The sequence below is a fragment of the Bacillus sp. FSL W8-1143 genome (assembly GCF_037965155.1).
Classification (GTDB): domain Bacteria; phylum Bacillota; class Bacilli; order Bacillales; family Bacillaceae; genus Bacillus; species Bacillus pumilus.
Genome location: NZ_CP150182.1, coordinates 3,668,695 through 3,690,171, shown reverse-complemented (window position 1 = coordinate 3,690,171; position 21,477 = coordinate 3,668,695). Strand labels below are relative to the sequence as shown.

The window sequence follows — 21,477 nt, the reverse complement described above, 5'->3', positions numbered from 1 at the left end:
TCTATACCTCCTTTACAAGTAATCGATATTTGGGATAGATGGCTGTTTTTCTGGGAAAAGAAGAGCTCGCCAAGACGTGAGCGTTGGATTAGCTGCAAGCTCAACGAAATTGACTGTCGCTCCTTGCTGTCTCCATTTTTCCGCTAGACTCATCATTCTAATAGAATCAAGTCCAAGATAGACGAGATTCTCGTCAAACGGTATTTCATTCGGCTCGATTTGGATATACTCAGCTACTTGGTGAACGATAGCATCAAAGGATAGATCATCACCGTCTGCTTCCTGTCCTGTTAAACGACGAATGATTTGGCTTGTCGTTGTGGTTACCGCACAGCGTTCAGCTGCATAGGTCATTGCCATTTTGTGATGCTTAAGTGAAAAGTCAGCGACGGCATCGGCGACAAAAAAGGTTTCAATATCGAGCATGAATGCTTCTGCGGCTGTCAGCATACAGCCAATATGTGCATATACGCCAGTAATGATCAGTTGATCACGCCCGCCTTCGTGAAGAATATCTAAAAAATTGGATTTTTTGAATGCGCTATAACGCCATTTTGTCAGCATTGTATCTGCTTCAGATGGAGCAAGCTGATCAATGATTTTTGTCAATGCTTCATCATTACCAAGTCCAGGCCCCCAAAAATCTGTTAATAAGGCACGATCCTTCGGGTCTTGGTCACCAGGTTGAGCTGTATAGACGACAGGAATGCCAAGTTCTTTGCATGTATCACGTAATTGTTCAATATGCTGCACTAACTCTGTGATCGGTGAAGTATCTTGTTGAAATGCATTTAAAAAATATTGCTGCATGTCATGTATTAGCAGGACAGCACGTTTCGGATCAGGGATCCAGTTCACTTTATTTTCGGGTAAATCTTGTATGCTTGGCATTGGATACGCAGGAATAGTAGGGATTGCCATGGTTTTCACTCCTCTTTTTTTATACGTTGGCAGTATGGATTGAAGCTAATTCTCTTAATGCTTTTTTACTGACTTTGCCTACACCTGTTTGTGGGAACGCCTCGATCCATTCAATGCGGTCGGGAATTTTATAGGCAGCGAGCCCGCGTTCTCTTAGAAATGACTTTAAGGCGTGTGGTGCTGGCTTGTTGTTTCCTTTCGCAATAACAAAGGCACATGAGCGTTCGCCAAGAAACGGATCTGGCATGGACACCATGGCGGCATCATGAATGTCAGGATGCGCAAGTAAATGATTTTCAACTTCTTCAGCGGCAACCTTTTCGCCGCCACGATTGATTTGATCCTTGTCTCTGCCTTCTACTACCACATTTCCTTCTTTTGTTAATCGCACGATGTCACCTGTTCTGTAAAAGCCATCGGCTGTAAATGCTTTCTTGTTTTGTTCATCGGCTTTATAGTAGCCGCGAATCGTATAAGGTCCTCTTGTTAAAAGGTGTCCAGCCACTTCATTCGGGACGGGCTTGTCCTCATCATCTACCACTAGTACCTCATCATATTCAGACATCGGGCGTCCTTGTGTGTGGATAATGACATGTTCAGGATCATTTAATCTGGTATAGTTGACCAGACCTTCGGCCATGCCAAAAACTTGCTGTAACTTACACCCAAGGGCAGGCATCACTCGTTTTGCTGCCTCGGCGCTTAATTTAGCACCACCGACTTGTAAAACCTCAAGACTCGATAAGTCATCTGATCGATGTGGAGCGGCTTCTAGCCAGATCAATGCAATAGGCGGAACGACTGCGGTAATTGTTGCCCGTTCTTTTTCAATGAGTGGAAAGACGACATCAGGACTTGATCCAGGTGCAAGAACGACTCTTCCACCTGCGTATAACGTCCCAAGGACTCCAGGCGAGCTTAATGGATAGTTGTGCGCAACTGGAAGTGTAGCTAAATACACACTATCTTTTGTGAGCTCGCACACCTCATTGCTTTTCCAAAGACTATACATATAGTCATCATGTGTACGAGGTATGAGCTTAGAAAGGCCTGTGCTGCCTCCTGATAACTGAAGAAATGCAATATCACTTGCCTCTACATGAATTTGAGGATCAAGTGCTGGGTCCTTGCGCAGATCATCCAAGTCAAGGAATTCCTCAGCCTTCCCTGCAACAATGACATGAGGTAATGAGGGAAGCTTTTCTTTCACTTGACGTGCGAGTGATCGATAATCAAAGCCATCATGGATATCTGGTATGACATATGCATCTGCTTCGGCAAACTCAATAAAATAAGTGATTTCGCTGCTTCTATGAGATGGCAGTGAGAAGACGGGTAAAGCACCGATTCGAAATAAAGCGAAAATGACTTCAAAAAAAGCAGGAATGTTAGGAAGCTGCACGACAACTCGACTGCCCTTTTGAATTCCAAGCTGGTGGAAACCGGCGGCAAGACTGCTGACGCGCTCATCAAGTTCTTGGTAGCTCATGTGCGTATCAGCGTATGTAATCGCAGTTTTATTCCTTAACGATATGGCGCGTTCACGAAGCATACCGCCAAAGGTTTCTCCACGCCAACAGCCGTTTTCACGGTAGCGTTTTGCAAATTCTTCTGGCCATGTAGGTGGTTGAACAAACATGTTTTTGTCATCTCCTATGTATTTTTATAGCTGGTGGATGCCCATCGCACGAAGCATCGTGTTAAATTTTGCAGATGTTTCGGCTAGCTCTTCTTCTGCCTTAGATCCTTTGACCACTCCTGCACCAGCAAAGAGGCGAAGGGATTGACCCTCAGCTTCTGCACAACGAATGGTGACAATCCAATCACCATCACCATTTGCATCTGCCCAGCCGATCATTCCTGTGAAAAATCCTCGATCGAAGGGTTCAATTGCTTGGATTGCTTCACGTGCATCTGCTGTAGGTGTTCCGCATACTGCGGGTGTTGGATGAAGGCTCAGCGCTAAATCAATTGAGGATACACTGGAATCTGCTAATTCACCTTTTACGACAGTAGATAAATGCCACATCGTTTCTGTTTGTATGACGGATGGTGATACAGGCACATCTAACTTACGACAGTAAGGAGCAAGCGCTTTAGTGACAGCGTCGACAACCACTGCATGCTCGTGTAAATCCTTCGCTGAAGTAAGGAGTTCATCGTGACGGCGCTGGTCTTCTACTGGATCTGAACTACGCGGCCGAGAACCAGCGAGTGGATTGGAAATCACAGATGAGCCCATTTTTGAAAGAAGCAGCTCAGGACTTGCCCCAAGAAGTGTGCGCTTTTGGGGAGATTTCGGATCAGCTACATTTGCAGCAAACGTATAGCCAGTCGTATTGTGACGAGCCAGCCGTTCGAGTATTGCTTTCGTATGAATGTCTTGATTTGATTTGAGATGGAGAGATCGAGAAATGACGATTTTGCTAAGCTCTCCTTTTTCAATTTTAGCTAACCCTTCGTTCACACCATTCATGTAGACTTCAGGAGAAGGGACAGGTGTCACCTCATAGGATGGCGATGTCACTTCCGATTCCTCATCACCTTGATGAAATTCGAGTGGATCACTAAACTGTACATGGATTGGCACATTTAAACGAACGGGTTGCGCCGGATCAAACGGAACAGCACCAGCAATAATTGGTGATTGAATACCAGCTTGTTTGGCAGTGTCAAATACGTGCGCTACCCTTGTGGAGAGTTCATTGAGCTGATTGGTTTCAATATACTGGAAAATCCCTTCTGCAAGTATTGTACGTTTAGGGGAAGCAAGGAAAAAAGCGCCTGGCTGATAGTCTTGAATCAACTGTACTTTTTCTTCTGACGGCAATAATGAATGTTTCATGAAAAGGCCTCCTTTTTGATGAAATGCTAGATTCCGAGTGTTGCGCCACCATCAATCGTGAGATTCTGCATCGTAATATGACTGGATTGTTCAGATGCAAAGAAGATGACTGCATCAGCGATGTTTTGAGGATCAGCGATTTTTTGTAAAGGAATACCGGTTTTATACGTCTCTAATGACCCTTTGATCACATGGTCTGCGCCTTGTTCATCAGACCATAAAGCCCATTGCATAGGTGTTGCGGTAGAGCCAGGAGAGACAACATTGCATCTGATTCCATAGTCTGCCAGCTCTAATCCAAGCGTTTTTGTAAAGGAAGTAGCTGCTGCCTTTGAAGCGGCATAGGCAGCCATATTCATTCTAGGAATGGCACCTGCGTTAGAACTGACGGTCACAATGACCCCTGCTGATCTTTTCATCATGTATTTGGAGACAGCTTGTGATACATAAAAGACACCATGTGTGTTGACTGCGAAGGTTTGTTGCCAGTCATCTGCACTAAGCTGGTCAATAGAACTGATTCGAAGAATGCCTGCTACATTGACTAGTAAATAAATGGGTCCAAGCTGTTTTTCAATTTGATTGATAATGTGCTGAACAGATGCTTGATCGGTAATGTCACCTGGATAGGCAAAGGCACGTAAGCCTTCATCATTCATTTGATGGACGGTGCTTTGAAGCTGATCCTCATTTGCGTCAACTGCTGCAATGATCGCACCTTCGTCGGCTAGTCTTTTTGCGACTGCTTGCCCGATACCTTGCCCTGCGCCTGTGACAAGGGCAATCTTTTGAGATAGACCACTATGTTTCATACGTTCACTACCTTTCTTTCATGTCTGTGGTTGTAAGATCATCATGATAGAGCGCAAAACGAAAAGCGTAATTCATCAGCACCGGTAAAACGGACGTATGTCCTTCTTCAGGGAACTCGTGATAGGCCGTATGTAAGCCATATGAGGATAAAGGCAGCATACGATTTGCTAGTGACTTTGCATGAGCATTCATTTGACATGGATGATGTTTTTCTAACTCACCTACACCTACAAGCAGCCTGACATTCATAGGCACCTGACGTATGCGGTTGGTGAATTGGTGTTCTTTTTCTAGAAATAAATTTTTGTTCCAGTGGATAGAAGGACTGCCTGCAATATATGTCTGATAAGCATCAGGGTGCTCAAATAGTGTGTGTAATACAAAAAGACCGCCAAGAGAATGCCCAAACAGTGTTTGACGACTTAGGTTGATCGGAAAGCGTTGCTCAATATAAGGCTTCACAGTCTTTTCTAAAAAAGAAAAGAAAGCAGAGGCCCCACCATATGTATGGATGGAGAAGTCTTTTCTTTTGCCCCCGATGGAAGCGTCAGGGCTGGTAAGAGTGAGATCATAATGCCTGAGCGGATGATAGGGCGCTTCTGTCTGATAGCCAATTCCAACAATGATGGCAGGTACAACACCTGTTTTTTCAGGTCTTCTTGACTGTAAACGAATGGCTTCGACCATTGTGCCAAAAAGTGAATTCCCATCAAGCACGTACATGACTGGAAAACCAGCCGCTGGAGGAGTAGTATTCGGTTTAAATATAAAAATTCTGTATGGGTGTGCTGTGATATCTAGTTGCTCCGTCCCGGGTATAAAAAAAGGACGGCTTTCTCCGAAAAAAGAATCCTCAGTACCCATTCCTTCAGGGCGTTTGGACATATGTGACAAATCTCCTTCCTCAAATTCGACTCTCATACGATGATAAAAGCAGGCTTGTAGCTATTGGATGAGTGTAGTACTTGAAGAATGGCTTCTCCAAATGAAAATGATTCTCAACTATCCGCAAGCAAAACAAATGATAATGGTTATCAATTATGAAGTCAAATGTTCATCAAGTTGTGTACTTGATTTTTTTATTATAATATTCAGAAAATAAAGGACTAACTCACTAACAAATGATTTGAAATAGGGAATATCGGACCTTGTCATTTAAAAATAGGAGAAATGTCAAAAGACCTTGACTGCCTCGGAATTTTTACCATTTTCTTCTGTTTGATACAGGAATAAATATGGGCTTTTCTTCTTGAAATGATTTTGAGGAAAAATAAGTCTATAGACTCATTTGTATTTTTAGGGACATTGAGGAGGATTTTGCGAAAAGTAGGTGATCTCATATCTCAAAACTGATTCAATAGTATGCACAGCTTTTTTAAGAGTGGCGAATGATAACAATTAAAAAAAGTAAGGGATGTACCCTTACTTTTTAATTCTGTAAACACCATTCAATTAGAATCCATCTGTGACATCATATTCGTAACGGATATCGGCTTTGACATTGCTCATAGTAGATCTCGCTGTAGCCTTTGCGTTGTACTTAAAGCTCCATTTTTGCGCGACTTTTAATTGATCTTCAAGAGAAATACGGTAAGAACCACTTGTTGCAGATGAAAAAATGGATTCGTTCCAAATCTTGTTTTCATCAGCCATCAGCTTGTGAGTAACATTTCCTTGGTTAGGCGATTGTGTACTCGTTGTTGAAATTGATTTAACGATTGCATTTATAGGGATAGAAGAATTGCTCGTTAAATCCATTGTAATGATAGAAGAATCAACTCCTAAAAAATTCAAAGAAGTGTTCCCCATGTTGGTAGCGGCTCCCGTAAAATTGAATGTTCCATTTCCAGATTTGATGCGATCTTGAATGGAGACAGTAAAATACATATTCCCCGTATATGTACCACGGGTCACTTTTACAAAATAAGTTTCTGAAGTAGAAGTAACGTCACCAGTATTTGCGAATATAAAGGGTGTTACTGAATCGGGATTAATTACTCTTGATCCTGGCTTAGAACTCTTCGAATTATACACCTCGATTTTCATCCCCGTATATTGCTTATCATATGAACTTCGCACATAAACCCTTTCACCCTTATTGATCGTGAACTGATAATACGCTTCATTTTCACCTTCAGGTAAGATTGTCGTATCTGGACGACTATATTTCCAATATCCCATTGAGCTTGCTGTGTTAGGACTGTTATTCCCCGTAATTGCTGCTTCTGCTGAATTAGGCGCAAAAAAACTAGTAACAAGCACTAATACCAATGCAGGTAATAAAAAACGTTTGAAGATAGTATTTGTCATATTTTAACCCTCCTTGTAATAATTACTATATCGGACCGAAACTAACAAATTTTAACTGAATTGCCGATATATTTAATAATCACTAATTTTTTTAAAAAGGAGAATCAAAATGAATATTAATACGTCATACATGGCAGGTGCTTCAAACAATCAGAACCGAATAGACTATAAGGGTCAATCAGCTATCAAAAGTACAAATGATGTAATGACCGAAGCTGATAGACGAATGAAAATATTAGATGAAAAATACGAAAAAATAAATGAACAAAATAAACGTTTCGAAAATCCCCATGGTCATATACACGATAAGTATCGAAATCCACGCTCTCCTTATTTCAGGAGTGATCTAACTAAAGTAGAAAGAGAAGCTGCATATACGATGGAGATTGGCTGGGCTAATTCTGGAAAAGGAGGGCAATATGACTTTAATGACGCCATCTTCCGTAACGAAAAACGGTACGATCCCACCCAAGAAAGCGTAGAAAAGAAAATATTCAATCGACAAAAGGTCAACGAACAATTGCAAGATTTATTCTCTAAAAACGGTATAACCATTCCTAAAAACACAAATTTAACTTTTACCATTGACCCAAATCATTTCAAATTAGTGGTGAGTGGATCAACAGATGAATCGCTGACCAAACAAATAGAAGACCTATTAAATACAAGCAACAATACAAGAGAATTGTTTTTCCATATTATGAAAAGTAGAAATGATGATTCTACTCAATTCACGCCTGATTCTCTTGCAAAGTTCCATCTTGTGAATCAAATCAAAACGGTCACAGGCTACAATTTAAAGGATTTAAGCATTGTAAATGGTCAATTTGTAACGGATAAAGGGACGAATATTTTTGATATATACAAAGAAGATCTCCTGAAAAACCCATACACAGCAGAACATGCACGAATTGCCGCTTCACATTACGGAGCACAGCTGTTTGATCTAGCGAAAAACGGGTTTGATTCTATTCCCGATTTGGTGTTATCAATTGGTTATCAAAACGGGTCTTTACATGACATTGGGCAAAAAGAAAATTATGGAGTGAAGAAAACGATCGATTAACAACATGTGAACGGTAACAGATACAAATCCCATTAGCGGCAATGAAGGACTCTATAACAATTGATGTTACAGGGTCTTTTCTATTGAGATGCGTTGGTTGGCTGTTCAACGAAACATCCTCATGGTAATTTTGACTATAGTCGATGTTTTTCACTTTTTTATTGATGAAAATGTTAAAATGATGAGTAGCGTATTTTTTTTATGAAAGGACGGTGCTTGGCATGACGGAACTTCTCGATGACCGGCTGCCGCCGCAAAATATAGAAGCCGAGCAGGCCGTATTAGGTGCTGTTTTTTTAGAACCATCTGCGCTCACGCTCGCTTCTGAGGTATTAATTCCAGAGGATTTCTATAGAATGTCGCATCAAAAGATTTACAATGCGATGCTTGTACTTGGTGATAGAGGGGAACCGGTCGATCTTGTTACGGTGACTTCTGAACTGGCCAATACAGATTTACTAGAAGAGGTAGGCGGGATTTCGTATTTAACCGATATTGCGAATTCTGTCCCAACTGCCGCAAACATTGAATACTATGCAAAAATTGTAGAAGAGAAATCAATTTTAAGACGTCTGATCCGCACGGCGACAACCATTGCACAGGATGGGTACACGCGTGAGGATGAAGTAGAGGATCTGTTGAGTGATGCTGAAAAGACCATTATGGAAGTGGCGCAGCGTAAAAACTCAGGAGCCTTCCAAAACATTAAGGACGTGCTTGTTCAGACATATGATAATATTGAACAGCTTCATAACCGAAAAGGCGATATCACAGGGATTCCAACAGGTTTCTCCGAGCTTGACCGGATGACAGCTGGATTCCAGCGAAATGACTTAATTATTGTAGCGGCTCGTCCATCAGTAGGGAAAACAGCCTTCGCATTGAACATCGCACAAAATGTTGCGACCAAAACGGACGAAAGTGTCGCCATCTTTAGTTTAGAGATGGGGGCTGAGCAGCTCGTCATGCGTATGCTTTGTGCAGAGGGGAATATCAATGCACAGAACCTAAGAACCGGTAATCTGACAGAAGAGGACTGGGGCAAGCTGACAATGGCGATGGGCTCGCTATCAAATAGTGGGATTTTCATAGATGATACGCCTGGAATCAGAGTAAGTGAAATTCGTTCGAAATGCCGCCGCTTGAAGCAAGAAAACGGTCTTGGCATGATCCTGATTGACTACTTACAGCTCATTCAAGGGAGCGGACGATCAAGCGATAACCGTCAGCAAGAGGTTTCTGAAATCTCTAGGGCATTAAAATCACTGGCAAGGGAGCTTGAAGTTCCAGTTATTGCCTTGTCTCAGCTTTCACGTGGAGTAGAGCAGCGTCAGGACAAACGTCCGATGATGTCTGATATTCGTGAATCAGGAAGTATTGAGCAGGATGCCGATATCGTGGCATTCCTTTATCGTGATGATTACTACGACAAAGAATCAGAGAATAAGAACATTATTGAAATCATTATTGCTAAACAACGTAACGGTCCAGTTGGTACAGTATCACTGGCGTTCGTCAAAGAATATAACAAATTCGTCAACCTGGAAAGAAGATTTGACGATGCGGGTGTTCCGCCCGGTGCTTAAAGCCCAGCTCAAGAAGCTGGGCTTTTTTTGATGGATCTACATCGAAAGAATGATTGAAAAACGGTCGAAATGAGGAGGAGAGAAAGACAGAGAAATCGTATACTAAAAGGAGAAAAGGAGTGATGACTGATGAAATTTCAACAGTTCGAAGCCGCTCAATTACGCATCGCACGCCCAACCGTCAACATGGAAGAGGTTGTGTCCTTTTATGAAGAAGGCTTAGGGCTCAAACGAATAGGCTCGTTTGATCAGCATGAAGGATATGACGGCGTCATGCTGGGACTTCCTCATCAGCATGTTCATTTAGAAATCACGAAGCATGAAGAAGAAGAAAGTCTGCCCTCCCCGCATCCAGAACAGCTTCTTGTGTTCTATATTCCAAATGCTGAGGAATTTCAGCAAATGAAAGAGAGGTTGATCTCATTTGGCGGACGGCAAGTCACCTCTACAAATCCATATTGGGAACGGGGAGGAGCAACCATTGAAGACCCAGATGGGTATCGCATTGTGCTCATGAACACAGATGGAATCACCCCCGTTTAAAAAAAGACTCCCATGCCCGGGAGTTTTTTCTGTTATGAACGAGGCGTGACGCGCAGTTTCAGCTCTTTCAGTCCATACATGCTGCTGCTTGTCATCGGAACGTAAGAAAGGAGCTCTAACGCCTCATATCGTTCGATTAAAGTCTTTATAGCTGTACATGCTTCAAGACGTGCGAGTGGTGCGCCAAGACAGAAATGGATGCCGTGCCCGAAACCAATATGAGGATTAGGGTGGCGGTGTATATCGTATTCGTGTGCGTTTGAAAATTGACGCTCATCTCGGTTGGCGGAAGCAAGAAACACAATCACATTGTCTCCCTTTTTCAACACTTTGCCTCCAAGCTCTGTATCTTTTGTGACATAACGGACGATCGTAGGAGCTGGTGCACGAAAACGGACGGCCTCCTCCACCGCGCGTGGGATGAGTTCAGGTGATTGGGCGAGCGCTTCATAGGCACCCGGCTGTTCTAACAAGCTGAAAATCATATTGGAGATCAAGTTGGTGGTTGTTTCGTTGCCGGCTAAAAGGAGAAGATTACAGAATGGTATTAGTTCATCCGCTGACAGTTTTTCTCCATTCTCCTCCGCTTGAATGATGAGGGAAATTAAATCATCACCGAGGTTGTGACGTTTCTTTTCAATGGTGTCTGCAAAAAACGCCATCATGTCAGCTTCTCCTTTGTCACGTGTTTTCTGCCATTCAGCTACATCCTCCTCATTTTCACTTTTAGGCATGCTGACGAGAATATCTGACCATTCTTTAAAGGATTGTTTATGCTCTGACGGCACACCTAAAAGCTCTGCAATGACAATGACAGGAAGCGGATAAGAAATGTCTTGCACTAGGTCAATCTCTTTTTTTCCTTCAAGTTGTGCCATGAGTTCATCCATTAATTCATGAATACGAGGCTCCCACAATTTCATGACTCGAGGGGTAAAGGCTTTGCTGACAATGGAGCGGATACGAGTGTGATTGGGAGGGTCCATCATCACCATTGTTTTCATCAGTGAATGCTTCCGCTGGTTCTTAGGAGGCTGACTCGAAAAGGTATCTTTATCGATTGTCACACGCTTTGCTTCCTCGTAGGTGAATACACTCCACGTTCGGCTGGCTTCGTCAAAATGAACAGGTGATGTCTGGCGCATGTTGGCATACCAATCAAATGGGTGATACGGGTCCTGCTTGTTTTTTCCTCTTAATAACGTTTTTTGCACGGCACTTGGGGTTGTTGTTTCCATGATCATCACTCCTTATAGGTTGTCAGATGCTTCCTTTTTTTCATTGTGTTAGATTAAAGTTAATTCATCAGCCTGGAGGATTCAACCAACAGAAAAGCGAAATCTGTTGAAGAAAATAGGAAGGGGAGAGCGCCTTGTGGCGGACTGCTACAGAGGGGATAAGCGCGCAACGGAATCAAAGCAGCAATTAAGAAAAGCATTATTTCAGTTATTAAGCGAGAAAGAATGGGGGAAGATTTCTGTACAGGATTTGACGAAAGTGGCGGGCATCCACCGCACGACCTTTTATCAGCATTATGAGGATAAATTTGATTTTGCCCAGCAGGTGATGGATGAGATGTTTGATGTGATGAAATGTGCCATTTTTGCGCCTGTACAAGAAGGTAATTTGGAAAAAGAGCATGCGGCATATGTGTATATTTTTCGATTTTATCAGCATTTGCAAGAACACGAAGAGGAGTATCAAATTCTCTTGAAGCGAGGACGAGAGCTCAATATTCATGGAACGGTTCGTGCTTTTTTTGAAGAAAGCTTTTCTTTGGGGGTAAAGGGGGTTGCAGGCTCAAAGCCTGATCCGCTTCTCGTTCCTATCGACATGCAGAAGCAATTCGTCATTTCGGCTTACGTTGGAACAGCTGAATGGTGGCTGAGGACAGGGAGACCGTACTCACCTGATTTTATGGCAAGCTCTATGATTCATTTAATTGAAAATCAATAGAAAGTAAGAATAATCAAAATTGTTGTTTTTACTCAAAATCTCCCTTTTTAAGCGCTGAAGAAGTGATTAAAGCGCTTTTTCTCATATTTAAAACGAACAAAATTTGATTTCGAGATATTAATGTTCGGATTTCGCGTTGACTTTTTCGTTTTGCATTGATAAAATAAATGTGTTTGAAAGAGATAACGTTTTGAAAGGTTAACGGAGGTGCACGATATGTCTTCAGTAGTCGTAGTAGGTACGCAGTGGGGTGACGAAGGGAAAGGGAAAATTACCGATTTCCTTTCAGAAAATGCAGAGGTGATTGCCCGTTATCAAGGGGGAAACAATGCAGGTCACACGATCAAATTTGATGGAGTGACTTACAAGCTACACCTCATTCCGTCCGGTATTTTTTATAAAGAAAAAACTTGTGTCATCGGTAATGGAATGGTGGTTGATCCTAAAGCGTTGGTCACTGAGCTTGCGTATCTTCACGAACGGAATGTGAGTACAGATAACCTCAGAATCAGCAATAGAGCCCATGTGATTTTGCCTTACCATTTAAAATTGGACGAGGTAGAAGAAGAGCGGAAAGGGGCTAACAAGATCGGTACGACGAAAAAAGGAATCGGACCAGCTTATATGGACAAAGCAGCTCGTATCGGTATCCGTGTCGCAGATCTATTAGATCGTGAAGTATTTGAAGAGAAGCTTGCACGTAATCTAGAAGAGAAAAATCGTCTTTTAGAGAAAATGTACGACGCAGAAGGCTTCAAGATTGAAGATATTTTAGACGAGTATTATGAATATGGTCAGCAAGTGAAAAAATATGTCGTGGACACATCTGTTGTCTTGAATGACGCACTAGATGAAGGCCGCCGCGTGCTATTTGAAGGAGCACAAGGTGTGATGCTTGATATCGATCAAGGGACATATCCATTTGTTACGTCATCTAATCCAGTGGCTGGAGGAGTGACGATTGGTTCTGGTGTAGGACCAACGAAGATTCAACATGTGGTCGGCGTATCAAAAGCGTACACAACACGTGTTGGAGATGGCCCATTCCCGACAGAACTCCATGATGACATTGGCGATCAAATCCGTGAGGTTGGCCGTGAATACGGTACAACAACTGGACGCCCGCGCCGTGTTGGCTGGTTTGACAGTGTGGTTGTCCGACATGCTCGTCGTGTGAGCGGGATTACAGATCTATCTCTTAACTCAATTGATGTATTGACAGGGATTGAAACATTGAAAATCTGTGTCGCTTATAAATTGAACGGAGAAATCACAGAAGAATTCCCAGCAAGTCTAAATGAACTAGCGAAATGTGAGCCTGTCTACGAAGAAATGCCAGGATGGACAGAGGATATTACAGGCGTGAAGAATTTAAGCGAACTGCCTGAAAATGCCCGTCATTATTTAGAGCGTATTTCACAATTAACAGGTATTCCACTTTCCATTTTCTCAGTCGGACCAGATCGTTCACAAACGAACGTTGTCCGCAGCGTGTACCGTCCATAATCATAGACTGATCAGACACCAGTAAAATTGCACATTTTACTGGTGTCTTTTTGTTTAAAAATTTCTTAATTTCAGTAGAACAAGCTTCGATCATTACCAAAATATGATAACTGTATAGGGGGAAGGAGCGTTCTAGTGAAAGAAAGAATAAGATTATTAGATATTTTAAGAGGTTTCGCAATATTAGGCACATTGGGAACGAACGTCTGGTTTTTTGCCTATGCAGGGGATACCTTTGCGACAGATCAGATTGCAGATGAATATGAGAATGGCAGTTTTCTAGAAAGCCTTGTTTCCATGTTCGTCTATGGGAAAATGCTCTCGCTGCTTACTATCATGTTCGGTGTAGGGCTAGAACTCAAATACCAGCAGGCCAAAAGAAAAAACACGCCTTGGCCAGGTACATATTTATGGATTCTTTTATTTTTATTTATCGAAGGCTTTGTCCATTTTGCACTTGTGATGGAATATGATGTGCTCATGAGTTACGCTGTCACCGGTTTGCTTGTGGCATTTATTGTGCGAGGAGGGAGCAAGCGTATCAAAAGAGGCATGATCTTCTCTGGAGTCATTCATCTGCTTGTTTTGTCCTGTCTGATGGTGTTCGCCCTCTCTGAAATGGAAACAGCATCGTATGATCAAAGCAGTGAACCGGCGCTGGAAGAGCAGCTACCAGAGACATGGATCTCACAGGTTCAAGAACGATTACAACACTTTTTCATGTACCGGGGGGAAGCGATCTTTATCATTCCAATGAACACATTTCTGTTTTTATTAGGTGTGCGGATGATGAGAGCCGGTGTTTTTTATGCAAACGAACGCGGGCAATCTCTACGGAAAAGATTATTCCGAATCGGTCTGTGGGTGGGTTTGCCGCTGAATGCACTTGTCTTCGTTCCGAACGAACTAGTGGAATTCGTTGTGCGCTATGCGTTTTCGCCATTCCTCTCTCTTTTCTATATTGCTGTTATTGCGAAGCTCCTAGCTCACACGGAGTCATGGTTCATGTGGAATTGGTTTGAATATGTAGGGAAAATGGCGCTCAGCTGTTACATCCTGCAAAATGTCATCTGCTCGGTTCTTTTTTATAGCTGGGGATTGGGTCTTGGCGGGCAAATCAACGCCCCTCTTATCGTATTGGCATGGCTGCTCATTTCTCTTCTGCAAATCGCCATATCAGCATGTTGTCTAAAGGTTTGGAGAATTGGTCCAATGGAATTTATTCGTTCGCGGGCACTTCGCCGGGTGACAATGAAGAAAGCAGGATAAAGGGGAATCGTTACAATGTTTTTCAAAAAAAGTACGAAAAAAGAACAAGCGAATGCACATAAAGCAGCAGGGCCGGCATTTATCTTTTATCTTCTCGCATTAGGAGGACATTCGCTTTACTCTTATTTCCAGGGTGATAAACCACCCGTCACTTTTGTGATTCTCATGTCGGGTCTTCTTGTGTTTTTCGTCGCAGACTGGATATATCATAAAAGGAATTCATAAAAGAAGCCCTCGTCATGAGGGCTTCTTTCTTATTTCACGCTTTTATATTGGCCTTTTAAGTTTTTGCGGATGTACTGAATGATTTTGCGCAGTTCGTTGGCATGCGGTCTGCCAAACGGACTTGTTTGTCTTTGCTGATAGAGGACTTGGCCCTTTTCGTTTAATAAGAAATAGGCAGGTTCCCCGTGCACTCCGTGATCTTCATAAGGAGCATCTTCTCCGTGATAGTGGACTTCATATGCTTTTAATGAAGTGAGGTCCTTGTCAGACATGATTGGGAAGGATAGTCCTTCTTTATCGGCAAATTCCTTCAAGTCATCAGAATGATCCGTTGAAATCGCCATTAAGTGGATATCCTTGTCTTGAAAGTATGACTGCTGCTGTTCGAGCTCTTTCAATTCTTCTACACATACTGGGCACCATGAGCCTCTAAAGAAGACGATGAGGTGCCAGCTTTGATGCTCCTCTAAATGTTTGTGAAAATCAATATGTTCGCCCTGAATGGTTGGAAGTGAAAAATTGGGCATTTTATCTCCTAATTTGAATGAACTCATACTGCTTCCTCCTTTTTCAATCACAATGTCACTTGTTTCATGTATAACCAATTCCGGGAGGTCTAAAACGTTTCTATGTGCTTGAATAGGTAGTGATCATGAAAAGAGGCAGCAAAAATGAAGGCGGTTGCAAGTAGAAGGGATTTGGCAGGAGATTTCAAATCCGACACTTTTTTTAAAAAAATGTCGAAAAACGTATTGCCATATGTAATTACTCTATGATATTATAAATCTCGTTGTTGCAAAGGTCTCTGAAACTTGTTAGGATGCGATGTTCCAGCTTTTTTAAAGCGATTGGTTTGACGCAATACAACTTCTTCAGAATTACTTTTCACAAACCGAGAGCCATTAGCTCAGTTGGTAGAGCATCTGACTTTTAATCAGAGGGTCGAAGGTTCGAGTCCTTCATGGCTCACCATGTATTGGCCCGTTGGTCAAGCGGTTAAGACACCGCCCTTTCACGGCGGTAACACGGGTTCGAATCCCGTACGGGTCATTGATTTACTTTAGCGTTAAGCTAATTTTTCCTCACTTGCTTGGAAGAGCACCACGATTGCTTTTTCGGGCAAGTTACTGAGGTCCGGTAGTTCAGTTGGTTAGAATGCCTGCCTGTCACGCAGGAGGTCGCGGGTTCGAGTCCCGTCCGGACCGCCATTTATACTTATTCATCTTTTTGATGATGGCTCGGTAGCTCAGTTGGTAGAGCAACGGACTGAAAATCCGTGTGTCGGCGGTTCGATTCCGTCCCGAGCCACTTCCAAACGCATCTGCAATCGCAGGTGCGTTTTTATTTTATGAAAAGAAGGCATAAAAAGGGAGAAGCCGGACCTAGGTAGGGCCCGGCTCCATAAGAAGAAGACGTTACATCTATATAGACGATCAGTGACTGGAAAAGTTTCAATAAAAAAGGAAAAAAACCATCATTTTTTTGAGTATCGTCTTCCTATCCAACGATTGCTAGAAAAGAAAGCCGTTATTATTTTTATCTTTGCCACGTAAAACGTTATAATAGACAGTGAACCTTTTTTGCTCAAATGAAAAAGGTCTGATGAGACATGCAAAAATGGAATGACATAGATGCTAAAAATGCAGGAGGAAATCACAATGGAAAAAAAGATTCTTGTCGTAGATGATGAAAAACCGATTGCTGATATATTGGAGTTTAACTTAAGAAAAGAGGGCTATGAGGTTCATTGTGCATATGACGGCAATGAAGCCCTTGAAATGGTAGAAGAAATCAAACCGGACATTATTCTGCTCGACATTATGCTACCGAACAAAGATGGCGTTGAGGTATGCCGTGAAGTGAGAAAGAAATATGACATGCCGATTATCATGCTGACAGCAAAAGACTCTGAAATTGATAAAGTCATCGGTCTTGAGCTTGGCGCAGATGATTATGTGACGAAGCCATTTAGCACGCGCGAACTGCTTGCCCGTGTGAAAGCGAATTTGAGAAGACAAATTGCTACGCCGCAGACAGAGGAAGAATCTGAATCAAATGATATTGAAATTGGATCACTTGTCATTTATCCAGATGCGTATGTGGTGTCTAAGCGCGAGGAAACGATTGAATTGACGCACCGTGAGTTCGAATTGCTTCATTACTTAGCGAAACATATCGGACAGGTTATGACACGTGAGCACTTGCTGCAAACCGTATGGGGCTACGATTACTTCGGGGATGTCCGTACAGTAGACGTCACCGTCCGCCGTCTTCGTGAGAAAATTGAAGACAACCCTAGCCACCCGAGCTGGATCGTGACAAGACGAGGCGTCGGCTACTATTTAAGAAACCCAGAGCAGGACTAAGATTCTTATGAATAAAGTAGGTTTTTTTCGCTCGATTCACTTTAAATTGACCTTAATTTACGTGCTGCTGATCATCGTCGCCATGCAGATCATTGGCGTGTACTTTGTGAAGCAGCTAGAGCAGTCCTTAATTAATTCATATGATAATTCCTTGAATCAGCGAATCTACTCGTTATCGTATTACCTAGAACAAGATTCATCGAAAAGCAAGGCAGAATTAAAAGAGGATGCTCAAAAGATATTAAACGACTTTAACAACAAAGATGAGTCTAATGAAATTTCTGAAGTCAGCTATATCGATGAAAGCAGAGAGGTGATTGCCTCTGTGAATAACGGCAGTCAGGAGATTGCCGGCAAGAAAATCACAGATCAAATCATTAGCCGGATTTTCGCAGTAGGCAAAGACTATGAAAAGAAATTCTATGACCCAGAATCCAATAAACGGGTGCGTATTTCTGCGACAGCCGTGAAAAATGAAAACCAAGAAACTGTCGGTGTGATTTATGTTGTGTCTTCGATGGAGAGCGTGTTTAACCAAATGCGAACCATTAACACCATTTTGGCAACTGGCACACTAATCGCACTTGGGACGACCGCACTACTTGGGATCTTCATCTTTAGAACAATCACTCATCCTATTTCGGATATGAGGAAGCAAGCGATCGAGCTCGCCAAAGGGAACTTTTCCAGAAAGGTTCGAAAGTATGGACATGATGAGATTGGCCAGCTTGCGACGACCTTTAACCATCTGACGAGAGAGCTGGAGGAAGCGCAGCTGATGACGGAGGGTGAGCGGAAAAAGCTTTCTTCGGTCATTGCCTATATGACGGATGGCGTCATCGCAACGAATCAAAACGGTGCGATTATTCTATTAAACAGTCCAGCATTAGAGCTGTTAAATGTTTCACGTGAAACAGCTCTAGAGATGCCGATTACGTCCTTACTGGGCCTCGAGGACACGCATACCTTTGAAGATTTAGTCGAAAATCAAGATTCCATGCTGATAGAAATCGAACGCGAAGATCAGCTGTCTGTTTTGCGTGTAAATTTCTCAGTGATTCAGAAAGAGCACGGGAAGATTGATGGTTTAATTGCGGTCATTTACGACGTCACAGAGCAGGAGAAAATTGATGCAGAACGCCGTGAATTCGTCGCAAACGTATCACATGAACTGCGCACACCGCTGACGACGATGCGAAGCTATCTTGAGGCACTGGCTGAAGGGGCAATTGGTGATAAAGAGCTTGCGCCAAGGTTCCTCAGTGTCACGCAAAATGAAACAGAGCGTATGATCCGTCTTGTTAATGACCTGCTGCAGCTGTCTAAGTTCGATAGCAAGGATTATCAATTCAACCGTGAGTGGACGAATTTTATCAGGTTTATCTCATTGGTCATTGATCGTTTTGAAATGACGAAAGAGCAGCATGTCGATTTTATCCGCAACCTTCCGCAGCGTGAAATATACGTGGAAATTGATCAAGATAAAATCACACAGGTGCTCGATAATATCATTTCCAATGCCATGAAATACTCGCCAGAGGGTGGACATATCACGTTTACCGTTGATCTGGATGAGGAGAAGGGCCTTGTGTTATTCAGCGTCACAGATGAAGGAATTGGTATTCCGAAGAAGGATATGGATAAAATCTTTGAACGTTTTTATCGAGTGGATAAGGCGAGAACAAGAAAGCTTGGCGGCACCGGCCTAGGACTTGCGATTGCAAAAGAAATGGTTCAGGCTCATGGCGGAGATATTTGGGCTGACAGCATTGAAGGAAAAGGAACAACGGTGACCTTTACCCTTCCGTACAATGAAGAACAAGAGGATGATTGGGATGAAGCGTGAGACCTTTAAAACCATAATATTGACAATCCTGATTGCGATCAGTCTTGTGTTTACGTGGAATATTTGGATGTTCCAGCCCGTCATGCAGGACCAGGCAGATGCCGGCACAAGGGTCGTGGAAACGAAGAAGATTTCAAGCGACGAGCCAAAAAGTCTTATTGATGTCGTAAAGCCGCGCGAGATGTTCATCCATTCAAATGGGGAGCATTTTAAAGTCGATCAAAAGGAACTTTTTCAAAACTTCTGGAATGATGTGAGCCTTTGGGATGTGAAAGAGATTTCGGATGTGTCAGATCAATATTCGGAGCAGAAATTTAAGAATTTCTTCTATGGAAGCGGAGGACAGGGGAAGACATTGGATCTTGTGTTCAATGACCCGATTCCGATTGATATTTTCCAAGCGTTGTTTAAATGGCCGAACAAGTCCATTGAATACAACTCGTTTGACCGGATGATTGTGCCGTTCTCCCAGCAGGACAAGGCCAATAAGAAAGTCTATTTGGTTTCATATAGCAAGGAAACGGTGCTTGAGCTGACAATAGAATCCGCTAACTATCGGAATCTAATGGACAGTATCGCAGCCGCTCAAAACGAGATGCCGCACTATGATCTCTATACATTCTCAGCGAATTCGAAACGAGATTTCCTCCTTCCGAGAAAGCAAAAGCAGCTTGAAGCAAAAATGTTCTTTATCGAAACGATTAAGACAAGCAAATTCAAGGACGCTTTGTTTACGGATCCGAGTCTAGTCGGCGAGGAGTCTAATTTAAACCGGACGGTGTACACAGATGGCACAAGCCGCCTTGAAGCCAATCAAAAAGACCACCGCATCCAATATCAGCACCGCAATATCAATTCCAGCACCGTTTTCCAAACGGGAGATTTAATCAAGCGAAGTGTGAAGTATTTCAATGATACGGGGAGCTTTACTGATGACTATCAATACTTTGGCATCAACAGCAATCAGCAGCTGTCGTTTAATATGTTTATGGATGGCCTGCCGATCGTCAACAGTACAAAGCATCCATTTGGGATGACCTCTCTTGAAGTACAATGGGCGAATGATGACATCTTGAATTACAAGCGTCCAAACTATATTTTAGGCAACAAAGCGAGTCAGAGTGAACAGGTCAAGCTGATGAATGGGACAGAGCTGAAGGACTTAATCCTCAAGCAGACGAAATATGATGATCTGGAGAAAATTGAGCAAATTTTCCCGGCGTATCAAGCCGCTTCAACCGCATCAGATCAAGATCAAGCGATGTTTGTCTGGCTAGATCCAGTATGGTGTATGAAATATAACGGCAAAACCGTGATTCTATCGCATGATTTGTTGACAGAGGGGAGCGAGAATCATGGAGTGGAATAAGACCAAAACGATCTTTATCCTAGCCTTTCTCGTTCTCGATATCTTTCTAGGATTTCAATACTTTGAAAAACGGTCAACCGATCATTTTGCGATTATCGAAAAAACGGATACGCTGGAAGAAATGAAGGCAGATGGGATCAAATATGGCAATCTATCAGATGAAGCGAAGATTGGCTACCGCATTACAGCTGAAAAGAAGCAATATACGAAAAAGGATGTTGACGAATTAGCTGATCAAAAGGCGAAAAGCACATTCCCGAAAACAGACAAAGATGATCCTGTCACGCTGCTTGAAATGACCTTCACTAAACCAGTGGCCTTGCCGAAAAAAGATATGAAAACAGCGGCGGCAAACCTTGTGAACCAGCGTTTGCTGGATGGGAAGAATTATAAGCTGTGGAGTATTGATGAAGAGACAGGGAAGATCGTCTTTTTCCAAACGTATAAAGGGAAATACATCTTCCAAGAGGGCCTTGTTGACTCCGAAACCATCGGAAAAATCACCCTAGATCTAAATGATAAAAACGAGGTCGTATCGTATCAGCAGTCGATGGTGACATCCATTAATGAAGTGAGAAAAGAAACCCTTGTGCCAGCGCTTGAAACCGTGAAGGATTTATATACGCAAAACATGCTGAGCCAAAACACGACCGTGAAAAAGGTAGAGCTAGGCTACTATACGCAATACCCAGGTGCAAGCACGCAGGTCATGGTGCCTGTATGGCGAGTCGAGCTTGAAGGCGTATCAACTGGTTCAAAGAAAAAGACAGAGGAAGAATATTTGATCAATGCCATTGATGGCTCTACACTTGATCATATAGAGAAAGATGACAAATCTTCAATGGAGTGAGAGAAC

At 42.7% G+C, this 21,477-nt stretch carries 19 protein-coding genes and 4 tRNA genes; 15 read left to right on the top strand and 8 right to left on the bottom strand.

Features of this window, described 5'->3' with window-relative positions:
• Positions 1-12: 12 nt before the first annotated feature.
• From NSQ36_RS18905 to NSQ36_RS18880, 6 genes are all read right to left on the bottom strand, one after another.
• A complete protein-coding gene (locus tag NSQ36_RS18905; protein ID WP_251190551.1) occupies positions 13-921 on the bottom strand; it encodes an isochorismatase family protein in 909 nt (302 codons plus the stop codon).
• Positions 922-940: 19 nt separating this feature from the next.
• Positions 941-2,560 carry a (2,3-dihydroxybenzoyl)adenylate synthase gene (locus NSQ36_RS18900; RefSeq protein WP_251190552.1) on the bottom strand — a complete coding sequence of 540 codons (1,620 nt, stop codon included), beginning with the start codon at positions 2,558-2,560 and terminating at the stop codon, positions 941-943.
• Between the two features lie 24 nt (positions 2,561-2,584).
• Positions 2,585-3,766, bottom strand: a complete 1,182-nt coding sequence (gene dhbC / locus NSQ36_RS18895; RefSeq protein ID WP_251190553.1) for an isochorismate synthase DhbC — start codon at positions 3,764-3,766, stop codon at positions 2,585-2,587.
• Positions 3,767-3,792: 26 nt separating this feature from the next.
• Complete coding sequence (locus NSQ36_RS18890; protein WP_003215196.1) at positions 3,793-4,578, bottom strand: 2,3-dihydro-2,3-dihydroxybenzoate dehydrogenase; 786 nt, start codon at positions 4,576-4,578, stop codon at positions 3,793-3,795.
• Positions 4,579-4,585: 7 nt separating this feature from the next.
• Positions 4,586-5,464, bottom strand: coding sequence for an alpha/beta hydrolase-fold protein (locus NSQ36_RS18885; RefSeq protein ID WP_251190554.1), 879 nt, complete (start codon positions 5,462-5,464; stop codon positions 4,586-4,588).
• A 567-nt stretch (positions 5,465-6,031) separates the two neighbouring features.
• The gene (locus NSQ36_RS18880; RefSeq protein ID WP_251190555.1) at positions 6,032-6,889 is read right to left on the bottom strand and encodes a hypothetical protein; all 858 of its coding nucleotides are present in this window, start codon (positions 6,887-6,889) and stop codon (positions 6,032-6,034) included.
• A 109-nt stretch (positions 6,890-6,998) separates the two neighbouring features.
• Here NSQ36_RS18880 and NSQ36_RS18875 point away from each other — a divergent pair, with 109 nt between their 5' ends.
• From NSQ36_RS18875 to NSQ36_RS18865, 3 genes are all read left to right on the top strand, one after another.
• On the top strand, positions 6,999-7,955 hold the full coding sequence (locus NSQ36_RS18875; RefSeq protein WP_050944654.1) for a DUF4885 family protein: 957 nt from the start codon (positions 6,999-7,001) through the stop codon (positions 7,953-7,955).
• Positions 7,956-8,176: 221 nt separating this feature from the next.
• Positions 8,177-9,541, top strand: a complete 1,365-nt coding sequence (gene dnaB, locus NSQ36_RS18870) for a replicative DNA helicase (protein ID WP_003214779.1) — start codon at positions 8,177-8,179, stop codon at positions 9,539-9,541.
• 129 nt (positions 9,542-9,670) lie between these two features.
• Positions 9,671-10,084 (top strand): VOC family protein, encoded by a 414-nt coding sequence (locus NSQ36_RS18865; RefSeq protein ID WP_003214623.1) that lies wholly within the window; start codon positions 9,671-9,673, stop codon positions 10,082-10,084.
• 32 nt (positions 10,085-10,116) lie between these two features.
• Here the strand turns inward: NSQ36_RS18865 and NSQ36_RS18860 are convergent, their stop codons facing one another.
• Complete coding sequence (locus NSQ36_RS18860) at positions 10,117-11,322, bottom strand: cytochrome P450 (RefSeq protein ID WP_251190556.1); 1,206 nt, start codon at positions 11,320-11,322, stop codon at positions 10,117-10,119.
• Positions 11,323-11,458: 136 nt separating this feature from the next.
• Between NSQ36_RS18860 and NSQ36_RS18855 the strand changes: the two genes are divergently transcribed.
• From NSQ36_RS18855 to NSQ36_RS18840, 4 genes are all read left to right on the top strand, one after another.
• The gene (locus NSQ36_RS18855; RefSeq protein ID WP_251190557.1) at positions 11,459-12,040 is read left to right on the top strand and encodes a TetR/AcrR family transcriptional regulator; all 582 of its coding nucleotides are present in this window, start codon (positions 11,459-11,461) and stop codon (positions 12,038-12,040) included.
• A 216-nt stretch (positions 12,041-12,256) separates the two neighbouring features.
• A complete protein-coding gene (locus NSQ36_RS18850; protein WP_339206447.1) occupies positions 12,257-13,546 on the top strand; it encodes an adenylosuccinate synthase in 1,290 nt (429 codons plus the stop codon).
• A gap of 135 nt (positions 13,547-13,681) precedes the next feature.
• Positions 13,682-14,815 carry a DUF418 domain-containing protein gene (locus NSQ36_RS18845; RefSeq protein ID WP_339206445.1) on the top strand — a complete coding sequence of 378 codons (1,134 nt, stop codon included), beginning with the start codon at positions 13,682-13,684 and terminating at the stop codon, positions 14,813-14,815.
• Between the two features lie 15 nt (positions 14,816-14,830).
• A complete protein-coding gene (locus NSQ36_RS18840; protein ID WP_050944649.1) occupies positions 14,831-15,040 on the top strand; it encodes a hypothetical protein in 210 nt (69 codons plus the stop codon).
• 29 nt (positions 15,041-15,069) lie between these two features.
• On the opposite strand, the gene NSQ36_RS18835 is transcribed toward NSQ36_RS18840, so the two are convergent.
• Positions 15,070-15,594 carry a peroxiredoxin family protein gene (locus NSQ36_RS18835; RefSeq protein WP_012011881.1) on the bottom strand — a complete coding sequence of 175 codons (525 nt, stop codon included), beginning with the start codon at positions 15,592-15,594 and terminating at the stop codon, positions 15,070-15,072.
• A 342-nt stretch (positions 15,595-15,936) separates the two neighbouring features.
• Between NSQ36_RS18835 and NSQ36_RS18830 the strand changes: the two genes are divergently transcribed.
• From NSQ36_RS18830 to yycI, 8 genes are all read left to right on the top strand, one after another.
• Positions 15,937-16,012, top strand: a tRNA-Lys gene (locus tag NSQ36_RS18830).
• Positions 16,013-16,018: 6 nt separating this feature from the next.
• Positions 16,019-16,090: transfer RNA gene (locus NSQ36_RS18825), tRNA-Glu, on the top strand.
• Between the two features lie 81 nt (positions 16,091-16,171).
• Positions 16,172-16,248 (top strand) — tRNA-Asp (locus NSQ36_RS18820).
• A gap of 27 nt (positions 16,249-16,275) precedes the next feature.
• A tRNA-Phe gene (locus NSQ36_RS18815) sits at positions 16,276-16,348 on the top strand.
• 350 nt (positions 16,349-16,698) lie between these two features.
• The gene (yycF, locus tag NSQ36_RS18810) at positions 16,699-17,406 is read left to right on the top strand and encodes a response regulator YycF (RefSeq protein ID WP_003215017.1); all 708 of its coding nucleotides are present in this window, start codon (positions 16,699-16,701) and stop codon (positions 17,404-17,406) included.
• Positions 17,407-17,413: 7 nt separating this feature from the next.
• Positions 17,414-19,252, top strand: coding sequence for a cell wall metabolism sensor histidine kinase WalK (walK, locus tag NSQ36_RS18805; protein ID WP_339206443.1), 1,839 nt, complete (start codon positions 17,414-17,416; stop codon positions 19,250-19,252).
• Positions 19,242-20,621: a two-component system activity regulator YycH gene (yycH, locus tag NSQ36_RS18800; protein WP_339206441.1), complete on the top strand. Its 1,380-nt coding sequence runs from the start codon at positions 19,242-19,244 to the stop codon at positions 20,619-20,621. The genes walK and yycH overlap by 11 nt, the downstream gene beginning before the upstream one ends.
• Positions 20,608-21,471: a two-component system regulatory protein YycI gene (yycI, locus tag NSQ36_RS18795; protein WP_339206439.1), complete on the top strand. Its 864-nt coding sequence runs from the start codon at positions 20,608-20,610 to the stop codon at positions 21,469-21,471. Before yycH ends, yycI begins: the two co-directional genes overlap by 14 nt.
• The last annotated feature ends 6 nt before the right edge of the window (positions 21,472-21,477 follow it).

Excerpts from the sequence above, each read along its gene's own strand:
- dnaB (WP_003214779.1), top strand. The coding sequence starts at position 8,177 with ATGACGGAACTTCTCGATGACCGGCTGCCGCCGCAAAATATAGAAGCC.
- NSQ36_RS18840 (WP_050944649.1), top strand. The coding sequence starts at position 14,831 with ATGTTTTTCAAAAAAAGTACGAAAAAAGAACAAGCGAATGCACATAAA.
- yycI (WP_339206439.1), top strand. The coding sequence starts at position 20,608 with ATGGAGTGGAATAAGACCAAAACGATCTTTATCCTAGCCTTTCTCGTT.
- NSQ36_RS18865 (WP_003214623.1), top strand. The coding sequence starts at position 9,671 with ATGAAATTTCAACAGTTCGAAGCCGCTCAATTACGCATCGCACGCCCA.
- NSQ36_RS18900 (WP_251190552.1), bottom strand. The coding sequence starts at position 2,560 with ATGTTTGTTCAACCACCTACATGGCCAGAAGAATTTGCAAAACGCTAC.
- NSQ36_RS18850 (WP_339206447.1), top strand. The coding sequence starts at position 12,257 with ATGTCTTCAGTAGTCGTAGTAGGTACGCAGTGGGGTGACGAAGGGAAA.
- NSQ36_RS18880 (WP_251190555.1), bottom strand. The coding sequence starts at position 6,889 with ATGACAAATACTATCTTCAAACGTTTTTTATTACCTGCATTGGTATTA.
- NSQ36_RS18860 (WP_251190556.1), bottom strand. The coding sequence starts at position 11,322 with ATGGAAACAACAACCCCAAGTGCCGTGCAAAAAACGTTATTAAGAGGA.
- NSQ36_RS18885 (WP_251190554.1), bottom strand. The coding sequence starts at position 5,464 with ATGTCCAAACGCCCTGAAGGAATGGGTACTGAGGATTCTTTTTTCGGA.
- NSQ36_RS18890 (WP_003215196.1), bottom strand. The coding sequence starts at position 4,578 with ATGAAACATAGTGGTCTATCTCAAAAGATTGCCCTTGTCACAGGCGCA.
- NSQ36_RS18875 (WP_050944654.1), top strand. The coding sequence starts at position 6,999 with ATGAATATTAATACGTCATACATGGCAGGTGCTTCAAACAATCAGAAC.
- yycF (WP_003215017.1), top strand. The coding sequence starts at position 16,699 with ATGGAAAAAAAGATTCTTGTCGTAGATGATGAAAAACCGATTGCTGAT.
- yycH (WP_339206441.1), top strand. The coding sequence starts at position 19,242 with ATGAAGCGTGAGACCTTTAAAACCATAATATTGACAATCCTGATTGCG.
- NSQ36_RS18835 (WP_012011881.1), bottom strand. The coding sequence starts at position 15,594 with ATGAGTTCATTCAAATTAGGAGATAAAATGCCCAATTTTTCACTTCCA.
- NSQ36_RS18905 (WP_251190551.1), bottom strand. The coding sequence starts at position 921 with ATGGCAATCCCTACTATTCCTGCGTATCCAATGCCAAGCATACAAGAT.
- walK (WP_339206443.1), top strand. The coding sequence starts at position 17,414 with ATGAATAAAGTAGGTTTTTTTCGCTCGATTCACTTTAAATTGACCTTA.
- dhbC (WP_251190553.1), bottom strand. The coding sequence starts at position 3,766 with ATGAAACATTCATTATTGCCGTCAGAAGAAAAAGTACAGTTGATTCAA.